Raw genomic sequence first — 13,253 nt, forward strand, 5'->3', positions numbered from 1 at the left:
CGCTCCCGAGGTTCGGGCGTTATTTCAACGCCATCAAAGAAAACTCCGCATCCGTCAGTTGCTGCGGATCCAGCACCCGGCCGCTCGCCAGCCAACGCTTGCCGAGCTTGATGGTGCGCGCGTCGCTGAACGCCACCATCTGCACCAGCTGCCGATCGGCGTTCAGCGTGAAGAACACCTGCGACTGCGGCGTGCGGCGCACCACATGGTGCACGCCGCCGCTCGGCACGCCGAGGATCTGGATATTGACGTCGTATTGATCCGACCAAAGCCAGGCCACGTCGTCATACGGAGCGGCGAAGGCGTCGAGCATTGCGCAGGCGGTGCTGATGGCCTGATTTTGCGCGTAGGCCCAGGACTGCAGGCACAGGCCAAGCTTCGGGTGGCGCGCCACATCGCCGGCGGCGAAGATCGCCGGATGGCTGGTGCGCCCCTGGCCGTCGACCACGATGCCGGACTCGATAGCCAGCCCGGCGCTGCGCGCCAGTTCGAGATTCAGCTCGACGCCGATCCCCACCACCACCAGATCGAAGGCCTGCGGATCGCTGACTTCGCTGCCGATCCAGGCGGCGCCGTCGCGATCTTCCAGCGAGATCTCGCCGCAGCCGCACAACACCGTCACGCCCTGCCGGCGATGCAGTTCGAGCAACGCCTGTGAGACATCGGCGCCGACGCTGCGCATGCACAGCGCAGGCTGGCGCTCAAACACCGTCACCTCAACGCCGAGACGGCGCGCAGAAGCGGCGATCTCCAGCCCGATCCAACCGCCGCCGACGATCGCCAGGCGACGGCAACTCTGCAGGCCCTGCCGCAACCGGGCCGCATCATCCCAGGAACGCAGCGTCATCACGCGCGGGTGCTGCGCCCAGGCGGCGCCCGGCAAACGCGGCCGCCCGCCGGTGGCGATCAGCAACTGCTCGAACTGCAGCCGTCGCCCGTCGCTGAGCGTGACGATTTGCTGTTCGGCGTCGATAGACTCGGCGCGCAGCGGGCGACGCCAGTCGATGTTCAGCTCCGCCACCGCCTGTTCGCTGAACAGCCGGCTCAGGGGAGCAGCGGCATCCAGCAGCGCCGCTTTCGACAGCGGCGGCCGCTCGTAAAAATCGTAGGGTTCGTCGCTTATCACCGTCAGCCGGCCGCTGTAACCCCGGTCACGCAGCGTCTTGGCCGCCCAACCGCCGGCCTGGCCGCCGCCGACGATGACAATGCCCGCCTGTTCCGGCCGGTTCATAACGCTTGCGCCTTTTTATGCTGGCGGCGCGTATCGTGATCGATGCCGCCTTCTACCGCCCATTCGGTGAAGGAGACCAGCGAATGTTCCAGCTCGCGCGGCTGCCAGTTTTCCGTCAGATAATCGTCGTTGGTGTAGTACTCGAACGCGCCGCCGGTCGGGCTGTTGACGTACCAGAAATACGCCGAGGAAATCGGGTGGCGGCCAGGGCCGATGAAGGTGCTCCACTGCTCTTTGTTCATGGCGATGCCGCCGCCGATCACTTCGTGGATATCGCGCACGGTGAACGCCACGTGGTTCAGGCCCCGTGGGCGGTTCGGCAGCTTCAGCAGGAACAGGTTATGGTGGCCGCCGCGCGCCTGGGTACGCAGGAAGACGGCGCGATCGATATAGCGATCGGAAACCTGGAAATCCAACAGCTCGCGGTAGAAACGCTCGGTCGCCGCCAGATCGTCAACGAAGAACACCACGTGGCCGATATTGATCGGCTGCGCCTGCGAGTAGACCGGGCTGGGTTGATCGATGCGGCGCACGTCGCCCCATTGGTTGATCGGCGTGACCGGCACTTCGACCGCCTGCTGGCGGCTGACGACGAAGCGCAGCGTCATGCCGTTGGGATCGCGGCATTCCAGCTCTTCCCCCACCTGACGAAAGCCGGGCATCAACGCCAAACGCGGCTGCAGACGCGCCAGATCCGCGGGCGATGCCACGCCCCAGGTCATGCGGCGCAGGGTGGAACCGCCTTCAAACGCCGCAGGCAGCGCCGCGCTTTGCAACGGGTGCAGAACGACCCGCGCCCCGCTCAGGGTAGTGAATTCGCGCTGCGGTTCGCCCCAATGTTGCGTGGCGGGCTGCAGGCCAAAGTCATGCATGAATTTTTCGCAGGTTGGCAGATCTTCGACGCCAAACTCCAGTTTTTCGATTCCGATTACGCTCATTGCTCAGCCTCACGTTCTCGCTGTATACGGTTTTCAGGCATGACTGAACCCCGGCCCCTGTTTGCTGTGGGCCTTATCCCTGCCTGAGTGAAAGAGTCGGTCCTGTCGGTTAGCCGACGTTGGCCTGCGGCGGCGCGCCGAGGAAGCCGGAAATTTTCTCCGCCGCATCGCGCACTTCCATGCGCAGCCGCTCGCGATCCGCTTTCGGGATCTCATCGGACGGCACCATGATGCTGACCACCGCCTCGACCCGCTGCTCACGGTTGAAGATCGGGTAGACGATCGAGGAGATGCCGTGGCGGAAGAACGATTCGCCGATTACATAGCCGCGCGCCTTGTCTTGCTGCACCATCTGCCACAGCGTTTCGCGATCCGCCGGGGTGCCCGGCGCGTTGCCCGGCAGCTGCGCGTCCGGATAGAGTTGTTCGAACTCGCTGCGGGTGGCGCTGGTCAACAACATGCGGCCGAGCGAGGTTTGGTGCACCGGCAAACGGGTGCCGACGCTGACCTGATTGATCTGAGAACCGGCGGCGCTGACGCGGGCGATATAGATCACGTCGCGCCCGTCGCGGATCGCCAGATGGCTGCTGCACTGGCTGCGATCGCGCAGCTGTTCGATCACCGGCTGGCCGGCCTGCGCGACGTCCAGCGACGCGATGTATTCAAAGCCGAGACGCAGCACCTTGATGCCCAGCGCGAAGGTATTGGTGCGCGGATTGCGCTCCAGGAAGCCCAGGTGCTCGAGCGTCTGCACCACGCGGTAGGCGGTGGCCTTCGGCATATCAACCAGGCGATGCAACTCGGCAAAGGTCATTTCCTTATGCTGCTCGCCAAACGCCAGCAGCAACTGCAACCCGCGATCCAGTCCCGGGATCAGATACTTACATGCTTGCTCGTCCGCCATCTCTCGCTCCTGCGCTGTGCGCCAGCCCTGCGGGCCTCAGTTGAATACGAAGCCGCCGTTGACCGGCAGCAGTTGGCCGGTGACGAAATCCGCCAGCGGCGACAGCAGATAAAGCACCGTGCCGTTCACATCGTCCGGATGCTGCGCCCCGGCCAGCGCGCGCCCCTGCTCATACAGCTGATGGCGCTCGGCGGGCACATACTCGGTGGCTTCCACCCGCGTCAGGCCCGGCGCAATAGCGTTGACGCAGATGCCCTGCGGGCCCAGCTCGCGCGCCATCGATCTCGTCATCGCGATCACCGCGCCTTTGCTGGCGACATAGGCCATCAGGCGCGGCGCGCCCCACAGCGCGGTGTCCGACGCCACGTTGACGATCTTGGCGTGCGGGTTGCGCGCCAGCAGCGGCACTGCCGCCTGGCTCACCAACCAGGTGCCGCGCACGTTGACCTGCATTACCCGATCCCACAGATCGATGTCGTATTCCATCATGGTTTTACCGCCGACGCCGGTCGCCAGCGCCGCGTTGTTCACCAGCCCGTCGATCCCGCCGCCTGTGGCGATCTTCTCGAACGCCGAACGGATCGAATCCGGTGAGGCCAGATCGATGATTTGCGTTTCCACCTGAGCGCCCTGCTCGCGCAACGCGGCGCCGCTCGCCGCCAGCTCATCCGCCAAAATGTCGCACATCACCACCTGCGCGCCGGCAGCGGCAATGGCGGCGGCGAAGCTGTAGCCCAGACCGCGCGCCGCGCCGGTGACCACGATGCGCTTGCCGTTCAGCAGGCCGTTCACTGCGCCGCCTCCCGCTCGCGCAGCGTCGCCAGCTGTTTCTGCGCCTCTTTCTGCATCAGGCGGCGCAGGCGCGACAGACCGACGTCGTGCTGGTACAGGTATTCGCGGCCACGGGCATTAGGCGCCATGTTTTCAAGCACGATGCGATCCTGCTCGAGGACGTCCCAATGCAATGATTCCAGGCGATTGCGATACATGAAGCGCCACATGTCGCGCTGCCAGTCTTTGACCTTACGGATGCGCCAGAAGAATACCCGGCAGTGATCCTTGTCTTCCGGCACCACCATACCGATGATCCAGAAGTGGCCGCCCGGCCCGAAACGTTTCTTGTACGGGATCGACAGACGCATCCAATACGCGCCGCTGTTGCCGAACTCCACCCAGTCGAAGTTGACGCCGATCTGGCCGTTTTTCTTGAAGATAAACCCGCTATCGGTCGGCTCCAGCCCCATGTCCGCCTTGCGATCCCCTTCCGCCATCGAGTGCGAGGAAGAGTGCAGGTAGGTGCCGTGCATCGGATCCATCACGTTTTCCAGGGCGTATTGGTAGTTGCAGTTCCAACTGGCGGTACACAAGAAGTGGCTGTACGACGCTTCGTCCGCCAGCTCTTGCGGGAAAGTCAGCTCCGCCGGCGCTTCATCCGCCGTCACGCCAAAATAGAGGAACACCGCGCCGTAGGCTTCTTTGGCCGGGTAAGCGCGCAGGCATTTTTGCCCCACCAGCGGGCAGCGATCCACCGCCGGCACGTCTTTCACCGTCCCGTCGCCGCCGACTTCCACCCCGTGATACCAACAGGCGATGCGATCGCCGAGGTTCCACCCCATGGAAAGCCGCGCGCCGCGGTGCGGGCAGCGATCTTCCAACGCGTGTATCTGGCCTTCACCGTCGCGCCACACCACGATTTGTTGCTCAAGGCGGGTGATGCCGACCGGGTTGTTGCCTACTTCCCAACTGGCCAGCACCGGATACCACATGCCGCGCAGCCCCTGGTCAAGATAGTCCTGCAAGCTCTGTTCGGAGGATGTTGTGTTTGCTGTCATTGTCTTCTCCCGGGTGTCGATCAGAAACCGTTAACGTGAAGGAATTCGCGGAACGTCGCCTCATTCCACGGCTGGCCGCTGCGATCGAACAGGCGGCGCTGATTCAACGCGCTGACGATCTGTTCCAGCTCTTCCGCGCCCTGATCGAAAATCGTTTCCAGCGCCGCCACCAGCGCGGTTTCGAAACCGTCCGGCACCCGGGCACGGTTTTGCCACACAACGTTGCGGAACTGGCCCGGCTGATGGATTTGACCGTTGCCGCCTTCGCGGGCCGGCGTCACCTGTTGGGTGTCCGGCAGCCAGGGATTGAAATCGGTGATGTGCTGCATGATTACTCCTCCGCGATAAAGGTGATCTGGATTTGGTTGTCGACCACCCGGGTGGGATAGGTTTGCAGATCGCGGCCGCCCGGCTCACGCAGGCACTGGCCGGTGCGCACGTCAAACAGCGCTTCGTGCAGTGGGCACTCAACCTTGCCGTCGTCTACAAACCCCTGGCTGAGCAAGGCGTAAGCATGCGGACAGACGTCTTCCAGCGCATAGTAGTTACCGTCGAGCAGGTAAACCCCGATCTCTTTGCCTTCCACTTTGCCGGAGAAAGGAAAATCTTCTTTCACCTGAGACACTTCGCACACATTCTTCCAGCTCATTGCTTTTATCCTCTATCTGATTGTTTCATATATGAAACTCAGTTTCTTATTTAATACAGTCACTATAAGTCTGGCGAAACTTTCGTCAAGCGAGTGGCGCGGCAAATGTTAATGAAAGGTTGTTTAAAAATGACAAATGCGGGAAGGATCACGAAATAATGCACCGATATGAAAAACCTATGTCAGTTGTGCGCTCTTCAGCTAATTTATGGCAAAAATTGCGTTGATTCCGACGACGCATTGCGCGTAAAAGAGTGCTCTCGCTGTCTTTTACACCCAATTTTATAACAATAAATTTACATAAATCGGCCTCATCCCCGCGTTTGCGCGTAATGGCATCCGCAGGTGAGTTTACTGCTGCCTGAATTCGTCAACCGCTCGCACTGAGGAACGCGCCGTGCAACAACGTCAACGCTGGTTTGGGGTGATTGCCCTGTTGTTTCTGATCGTTATCGCCTATGCGGATCGGGTTAATATCGCCGTGATGTTGGTCAATCCCGACTTCCTGCAACACTTTCAACTCGGCGGTGACCGCGCCCATCAGGGCACGCTGATGACGGTGTTTTTACTCGGTTACGGCCTGTCCGCCATGTTGCTGACGCCGTTTCTGGAAACGCTGATGGGTTACCGCCGCGCGCTGACGCTGAGCGTCGTGCTGTGGGCGCTGCTCACCGCCGCGTCGCCGCTGGCGGGATCGCTGCTGTTGCTGTGCGCGGTGCGCGCGCTGCTTGGCGTCAGCGAAGGACCGCTGTTCTCGCTGAAGACCATGTACATCAGCGATCATTTCGCCGCCGACGAACGCGGCAAACCCAACGCGGTCAGCGCGCTGGGCGTCTCGTTGGGGCTGGTGATCGGCTTTCCGCTGGTGAGTTTTCTGATGGCGCACTTCGGGTGGGCGATGTCGTTTCACCTGCTGGCGTTGCTCAACCTGCTGTTGGGCCTGGCGCTGGTGCGGCTGTTCGTTCATCCGCTCGCCTTACCCTCATCTTCACGCCCCGCCGATCCTCAGCCGGTGTTGAGCCGCGTCTGGCACACCTTCGCGCTGGCCTGGCGCACGCCGATGCTCGGTTGGATCCTGCTGATCGAGATCGCCACGCTCAGCTATCTGTGGGGGTCCAGCGCCTGGCTGCCGGCCTACCTGACCGATGAAAAAGGATTCTCCATCAAGCAGATGGGGTGGATGGCCGCACTGCCTTTCATCGTCAGCATCGCCTCAAAATACCTCGGCGGCGTGCTGCTCGATCGTATCCGCCCCTATCAGGCGCCGCTGATCTTCGTCTTTGGCGGCGCGGCGACCGCGCTGTGCATCTATGGCGTAATGAACAGCCATCAGCTTGGCTGGATCGCCTTCTTCCTGCTGGCGGCCAACGCCTGTTGGGGCGCGCAGGGCGCGGCGATCCCCACGCTGCTGCAGCATTATGCGCGGCCGGAGGCGGTCGGCAGCGCCTATGGGCTGATCAACGGCATCGGCAATCTGTTCTCGGCGTTCGTGCCGATGGCGATGGGCATGGTGATGGCCAGCCAGGGCAAGGTATCCTCGGGCTTTGCGGTACTGATCGCCTCGCAGCTGCTGACGCTGCTGGCGGGCGGCGCACTGTTTGGCCGCATGTTGCTGGCGCGCCAGGTGAAGCGGGCATAGCCTGTTCCCGCACCGTTGCGGCAGAGAAAGCCAACGGCCTTGAGAGGGTGCTCATGGATCTGGACGCCAACAACCAGCAGACGGGAGACATCCCCCGTCGCCGGGTTGCCTTACCGTTCGGATTCGTAAGCCAAAATGGCCGCAACCTCCGTAGTGCCCGATCGGATCCGCAGCTCGCACAGCGTGCTACGGGTTATCCATGCCAGTGATATTACCGTGGCACAAATAACCACCAGTTTTAACAGGCTCCGTTTGTTCGGCATCATGCCTTCTTCTCCTTGCCTCGCGGCGGGTAAGAGGCTAACTTAACGTTGCTGGCGTTAGAGTAGGCCTCGGGTTGATGAATATCGACTCGGGGCTTTTCTCTTTGTACCTTTCACGCAGGCTCTAGATACAAAGATCCAGAGCACCCGCCCGCAGTATATTCATCCTCCCCGTTATCCCGGTTCCTTTTTACTGACTCCGTTTCATTTCTGCGCAAAATTGCGCAAAGGCGTTGCAACAGACTGAAAATCGCCGCACGGATGGCGACAAATGAAATAAAAAAAGCGGCCCCCATACGATGGGAGCCGCTTTTTCAGCGAGGCGTGGCCTGGCGTCAGGCGTGTTTCTTGGCCGCCTGCAGGTACAGCATCTCCAGACCCAACGTCGCCGCGGCCAGCGCGGTGATCTCGGACTGGTCATAGGCCGGCGCCACTTCCACTACGTCCATGCCGACGATATTCAGCGACTGCATGCCGCGCACCAGTTTCAGCGCGCGATCGGAAGTCAGGCCGCCGATCACCGGCGTGCCGGTGCCCGGTGCGAACGCCGGATCCAGGCAGTCGATGTCGAAGGTCAGGTACACCGGCATATCGCCGACGATGCCTTTGATCTGGGTCAGCAGGTCGTCCACGCTGCGATCGTTCACCTGCGCGGCGTCCAGTACGGTAAAGCCATTGTCGTGATCGAACTCGGTGCGAATGCCGATCTGCACCGAGTGATGCGGGTCGATCAGGCCTTCGTTCGGCGCATGATAGAACATGGTGCCGTGGTCGAACTTGCTGCCGTTGGCGTAGGTATCGGTATGGGCGTCAAAGTGCACCAGCGCCAGCTTGCCGAAATGCTTGGCGTGCGCACGCAGCAGCGGCAGGGTGACGAAGTGGTCGCCGCCGAACGAGAGCATGCGCTTACCGGCCTTCAGCAGTTTCTCCGCGTGCGCCTGCAGCTTGTCGCTCATGTCCTGCGCATCGCCGAAGTTGAACACGATGTCGCCGCAGTCAACCACGTTCAGGCGATCGCGCAGATCGAAGCTCCACGGCCAACGGTTGCCTTCCCAAGCCAGGTTGGTGGACACCTGGCGGATGGCCGCCGGGCCGTGACGGCCGCCGGCGCGACCGGAGGTCGCCATGTCAAACGGAATGCCGGTGATGACCCACTCTGCATCGCTGTCGTAAGGCATGAAGTTCAGCGGAAAGCGCAGGAAACCAAAGGCGTTGGACACTAATGAATTATCGGACTGATGGCCTAAGGTGCTCATAGTAAACCCTCGTAGTTCAACAAGTTGCCGGGCGCAGACGCCGGGCCGTGACAAAAAAAAATCCCTCCCGCGTCGTTAGCCCGACGAGAAAGGGATTTATTCGATGTGTGTTTCGGTGCTACCGATACGGCAGATTATGGCCGCATTTTGTTCATGCTTCAAGGGGGCCGATATCGCCCCCCTGAAGAAGGCGGTTACTCGTCTTCCAGATACGTGTAGCCGTACAAGCCAGCTTCAAACTCTTCCAGGAACTGCGCCTGCAGCTCGCTGTCCAGATCGGTTTCTTTGACTTGATCGCGGAACTTGGACAGCAGCGCGCTCGGATCGAGCTGCACGTACTCCAGCATATCCGCCACGGTATCGCCCTCGTCGGACAGCTCGGTCTCGACGCTGCCGTCCGGGAACACGTACACGTCAACCGAGGCGGTGTCGCCGAACAGGTTGTGCATGTTGCCGAGGATCTCCTGGTACGCGCCGACCATGAAGAAGCCCAACGCCGGCGGGTTCTCCGGATCGTATGGCGGCATCGGCATGGTGGTCGCCACGCCGTCGCCGTCGACGTAATGGTCGATGGTGCCGTCGGAATCGCAGGTGATGTCGAGCAGCACCGCACGGCCTTCCGGCGGCTTATCCAACCCTTCCAGCGGCAGCACCGGGAACAGCTGATCGATGCCCCAGGCATCCGGCATCGACTGGAACAGCGAGAAGTTGACGTAGAACTTGTCCGCCATGCGCTCTTGCAGTTCGTCGATGATCGGGCGGTGTGCGCGGTTGCTCGGATCGAGCTGCTGCTGGATCTTGTTGCAGATGTTCAGATACAGCTGCTCGGCCCAGGCGCGCTTGGTCAGGTCCAGCATGCCGTGCGCGTATTGGGTATGCACGTCGTGCAGATCCATCTGGCTGTCGTGCAGCCATTCGCGCAGCGAGCGGCGGTTTTCCGGCTCGTTCATTTCCAGCCAGGTTTCCCACATGCTTTCCAGCGCGCGCGGCGCGTCGGCTTCCGGCGGCTGCGGTTCGCTGAACTCGTTGCGCTCTACGCCGATCACGTTGGAGACCAGCACCGTGTGGTGCGCGGTCACGGCGCGACCGGACTCGGTGATCACCGTCGGGTGCGGCAGGCCGTGTTCGTTACAGGCGTCGCCGATGCCCCAAATCACGTTGTTGGCGTATTCGTTCAGGCCGTAGTTGACCGAGCAATCGGACTGCGAACGAGTGCCTTCGTAGTCGACGCCCAAGCCGCCGCCCACGTCGAAGCACTGAATGTTGACGCCCAGCTTGTGCAGCTCAACGTAGAAGCGCGCCGATTCGCGCACGCCGGTGGCGATGTCGCGAATATTGGCCAGCTGCGAACCCAAATGGAAGTGCAGCAGCTGCAGGCTGTCGAGGCGGCCCGCTTCACGCAGGGTTTCCACCAGCTTCAGCACCTGCACCGCCGCCAGACCGAACTTGGATTTTTCGCCGCCGCTCGACTGCCATTTGCCGGAGCCTTGCGATGCCAGACGCGCACGCACGCCCAGGCGCGGTATGACGTTCAGCCGCTCGGCTTCTTCCAGCACCAGATTGATCTCGGACATCTTCTCGATCACCAGGTACACCTTGTGCCCCAGCTTTTCCCCGATCAGCGCCAGACGAATATATTCACGATCTTTATAACCATTACAGACGATCACCGAGCGGGTCATGCCGGCATGCGCCAGCACCGCCATCAGTTCGGCCTTGGAGCCGGCTTCCAGCCCCAGCGGTTCGCCGGAGTTCACCAGCGATTCAATCACGCGGCGATGTTGGTTCACCTTGATCGGATACACCAGGAAATAGCCGCCCTGGTAACCGAAGGACTCACGCGCGCGTTTGAACGCGGCGTTGATAGAGCGCAGGCGATGCTGAAGGATCTGCGGGAAGCAGAACAGCGCCGGCAGACGTTGGCCGTCTTTCTGGCGCGTTTTCACCAGTTCTGCCAGATCGACGCGCGCCTGCGGGACATCCGGATCCGGGCACACGCTGATATGGCCCAGCTCGTTGACGTCATAGTAATTGTTGCCCCAGTAGGCGACGTTATAAGTACGCAGCATCTTGCTGGCATTACGATCATTCATGGCAACCTCCTGCATGGAGCGCAAAGATAAAGACTCGCCCGCAACCGGCGGACGGTGAATCAACAGATCATCAGACATGGTTCGCCTCACATTCCGTACTGACGAAACCGTCAGCCACTATCGCAGCTACAACCCGCGAGAACAACCCAACAAGCCGCGCCGGCGGCAGCGAAGAGAACTGCCGTTCGCGGTCAGCGATCGGTTTATCACTCATATAATTGTAAGACACCCTGTTCAAACCTCGTGAATCGGGCCAAGAAACATCCCACAGGAAGGCTGCAGGCTACCCTTGTTCAGTTCTTCAGACTACCGTTAGCCGGCCCGAGAATCCTGAGTAGCGGCCAAGTGTTTATCGCACCTGGTAAGTGACAGAGAGACAAGACGGGAAATAGCAGAAGAATGTGCGCCAGAACGGCACTGCTGTTGAGAACCAACAACCGGTAGACAACGGATCATTAATCCAACCACCTCCACGCGCGCCGTTCACAGTGAACGACCCAGCCTCTAAAATAGTGTAAGAACGTGACCGTTCGATGAAGCGGCGGCGCCACGGCGAACGCCCGCGACGGATAATAGCGCAATGCCGACGAATGCAAAGCGGAAGTTTATCGCACCTTCCCCCACGCCAGACCGCCGTACTGTGCAGCAAATGAACCGCGCGCGCAGTTTATACCGGTAAGCAGGTGAAAAAGCAAAATGAAAATTCGCCGAAAACTGTTTCAAGCGATGAAAATGGCGCCAACCCGTTTGCGCAAAAGAGCGAAAGCGCAAAAAATTACTGGCAATCTGGCTAAACCCTGACCTAAAATAGACGTCCAGATGTTAATCCATCTATACTGGTTAACTGATAAACTGCTTAACGGCTTTGCCTGAGGGGCGTTGCAGGATGCATCTCGCGCCATCAGCGGAAGACCCTTCGCTTCGATGCCGGATCTCCAGCGCTGTGCAGTAATTTCTAACCCGTCTTATGCAAGGTAAAGAACACAATGGCTAAACACCTCTTCACGTCCGAATCCGTCTCCGAAGGACATCCAGATAAAATCGCCGACCAGATCTCCGATGCCGTCCTCGACGCCATCCTGGAACAAGATCCGAAAGCGCGCGTCGCCTGCGAAACTTACGTGAAAACCGGTATGGTGCTGGTCGGCGGTGAAATCACCACCAGCGCCTGGGTCGATATCGAAGAGATCACCCGCAAGACCGTGCGCGAGATCGGCTACGTTCATTCGGACATGGGCTTTGACGCCAACTCCTGCGCAGTGTTGAGCGCCATCGGCAAGCAATCTCCGGATATCAATCAGGGCGTTGACCGTACCGATCCTCTCGAGCAGGGCGCCGGCGATCAGGGCTTGATGTTTGGCTACGCCACCAATGAAACCGACGTGCTGATGCCTGCGCCTGTCACCTACGCGCACCGTCTGGTGCAGCGCCAATCCGAAGTGCGTAAAAACGGCACCCTGCCGTGGCTGCGCCCGGACGCGAAGAGCCAGGTGACCTTCCAATACGACGACGGCAAAATCGTCGGCATCGACGCCGTCGTTCTGTCCACCCAGCACTCAGAAGACATTTCGCTGAAAGATCTGCAAGAAGCGGTGATGGAAGAGATCATCAAGCCGGTACTGCCGGCGGAATGGCTGACGGCGGGCACCAAATACCACATCAACCCGACCGGCCGTTTCGTTATCGGCGGCCCGATGGGCGACTGCGGCCTGACCGGCCGTAAGATCATCGTCGACACCTACGGCGGCATGGCTCGCCACGGCGGCGGTGCCTTCTCCGGTAAGGACCCGTCCAAGGTTGACCGTTCCGCGGCATACGCGGCGCGCTACGTGGCGAAAAACATCGTCGCCGCCGGCCTGGCCGATCGCTGCGAGATCCAGGTGTCTTACGCTATCGGCGTAGCGGAACCGACCTCCATCATGGTGGAAACCTTCGGTACCGAGAAAGTGCCAACCGAACAACTGACGCTGCTGGTGCGCGAATTCTTCGATCTGCGCCCATACGGCCTGATCCAGATGATGGATCTGCTGCAGCCGATCTACCGCGAAACCGCCGCCTACGGCCACTTCGGCCGCGAACACTTCCCATGGGAAGCGACCGACAAAGCTGCGCAGCTGCGCGATGCCGCCGGCCTGAAATAAGCCCCGACATCAACATGAAAAACGGCGAGCCAAGGCTCGCCGTTTTTTTTGAACGGATGGGTGCTCATGGATCAACGCATCGACTGCCGGCCGGCGGAGGCAAGGCCCCCGCCGCCGGGTTGCCTTACCGTTCGGATTCGTAAGCCAAAATGGCCGCAACCTCCGTAGTGCCCGATCGGATACGCAGCTCACACAGCGTGCTGCGGGTTATCCATGCCAGTGATATTACCGTGGCACAAATAACCACCAATTTTAACAGGCTCCGTTTGTTCGGCATCATGCCTTCTTCTCCTTGCCTCGCGGCGGG

Annotated in this window: 13 protein-coding genes; 2 read left to right on the plus strand and 11 right to left on the minus strand. The window is 60.8% G+C overall.

The genetic code is table 11. The annotated features are described in order from the left end of the window. Positions 1 to 19 precede the first annotated feature (19 nt). The 7 genes from ACP3TA_RS01625 to ACP3TA_RS01655 form a co-directional block, all read right to left on the minus strand. Positions 20 to 1,231 (minus strand): NAD(P)/FAD-dependent oxidoreductase, encoded by a 1,212-nt coding sequence (locus ACP3TA_RS01625; RefSeq protein ID WP_241439494.1) that lies wholly within the window; start codon positions 1,229 to 1,231, stop codon positions 20 to 22. Continuing rightward, positions 1,228 to 2,169 (minus strand): VOC family protein, encoded by a 942-nt coding sequence (locus tag ACP3TA_RS01630; protein ID WP_047573726.1) that lies wholly within the window; start codon positions 2,167 to 2,169, stop codon positions 1,228 to 1,230. Before ACP3TA_RS01630 ends, ACP3TA_RS01625 begins: the two co-directional genes overlap by 4 nt. 109 nt (positions 2,170 to 2,278) lie before the next feature. Further along, on the minus strand, positions 2,279 to 3,073 hold the full coding sequence (locus tag ACP3TA_RS01635) for an IclR family transcriptional regulator (RefSeq protein ID WP_004937625.1): 795 nt from the start codon (positions 3,071 to 3,073) through the stop codon (positions 2,279 to 2,281). A 36-nt stretch (positions 3,074 to 3,109) separates the two neighbouring features. Next, on the minus strand, positions 3,110 to 3,865 hold the full coding sequence (locus ACP3TA_RS01640; RefSeq protein WP_033644716.1) for an SDR family oxidoreductase: 756 nt from the start codon (positions 3,863 to 3,865) through the stop codon (positions 3,110 to 3,112). After that, complete coding sequence (locus ACP3TA_RS01645) at positions 3,862 to 4,905, minus strand: aromatic ring-hydroxylating oxygenase subunit alpha (RefSeq protein ID WP_033652735.1); 1,044 nt, start codon at positions 4,903 to 4,905, stop codon at positions 3,862 to 3,864. Before ACP3TA_RS01645 ends, ACP3TA_RS01640 begins: the two co-directional genes overlap by 4 nt. A 20-nt stretch (positions 4,906 to 4,925) precedes the next feature. After that, on the minus strand, positions 4,926 to 5,234 hold the full coding sequence (locus ACP3TA_RS01650) for a recombinase-like helix-turn-helix domain-containing protein (protein WP_019456046.1): 309 nt from the start codon (positions 5,232 to 5,234) through the stop codon (positions 4,926 to 4,928). A 2-nt stretch (positions 5,235 to 5,236) separates the two neighbouring features. Continuing rightward, positions 5,237 to 5,554: a non-heme iron oxygenase ferredoxin subunit gene (locus ACP3TA_RS01655; RefSeq protein ID WP_004937614.1), complete on the minus strand. Its 318-nt coding sequence runs from the start codon at positions 5,552 to 5,554 to the stop codon at positions 5,237 to 5,239. Between the two features lie 397 nt (positions 5,555 to 5,951). Between ACP3TA_RS01655 and ACP3TA_RS01660 the strand changes: the two genes are divergently transcribed. Then, on the plus strand, positions 5,952 to 7,193 hold the full coding sequence (locus ACP3TA_RS01660; RefSeq protein ID WP_042785348.1) for an MFS transporter: 1,242 nt from the start codon (positions 5,952 to 5,954) through the stop codon (positions 7,191 to 7,193). 110 nt (positions 7,194 to 7,303) lie between these two features. On the opposite strand, the gene ACP3TA_RS01665 is transcribed toward ACP3TA_RS01660, so the two are convergent. The 3 genes from ACP3TA_RS01665 to speA form a co-directional block, all read right to left on the minus strand. Continuing rightward, positions 7,304 to 7,456, minus strand: a complete 153-nt coding sequence (locus tag ACP3TA_RS01665; protein WP_004937610.1) for a Hok/Gef family protein — start codon at positions 7,454 to 7,456, stop codon at positions 7,304 to 7,306. Positions 7,457 to 7,791: 335 nt separating this feature from the next. After that, entirely contained in the window at positions 7,792 to 8,712 is a 921-nt protein-coding gene (speB, locus tag ACP3TA_RS01670; RefSeq protein WP_004937606.1) for an agmatinase, read from the minus strand. A 194-nt stretch (positions 8,713 to 8,906) separates the two neighbouring features. Continuing rightward, entirely contained in the window at positions 8,907 to 10,883 is a 1,977-nt protein-coding gene (gene speA, locus ACP3TA_RS01675) for a biosynthetic arginine decarboxylase (RefSeq protein WP_028127388.1), read from the minus strand. A 908-nt stretch (positions 10,884 to 11,791) separates the two neighbouring features. Here speA and metK point away from each other — a divergent pair. Then, positions 11,792 to 12,946: a methionine adenosyltransferase gene (gene metK / locus ACP3TA_RS01680; protein ID WP_033644710.1), complete on the plus strand. Its 1,155-nt coding sequence runs from the start codon at positions 11,792 to 11,794 to the stop codon at positions 12,944 to 12,946. A 124-nt stretch (positions 12,947 to 13,070) separates the two neighbouring features. Here the strand turns inward: metK and ACP3TA_RS01685 are convergent, their stop codons facing one another. Continuing rightward, entirely contained in the window at positions 13,071 to 13,223 is a 153-nt protein-coding gene (locus ACP3TA_RS01685) for a Hok/Gef family protein (protein WP_004937610.1), read from the minus strand. Positions 13,224 to 13,253: the final 30 nt, after the last annotated feature.

The sequence above is a fragment of the Serratia sp. 2C06 genome, assembly GCF_050037615.1.
GTDB classification, from domain to species: Bacteria; Pseudomonadota; Gammaproteobacteria; order Enterobacterales; family Enterobacteriaceae; genus Serratia; species Serratia ureilytica.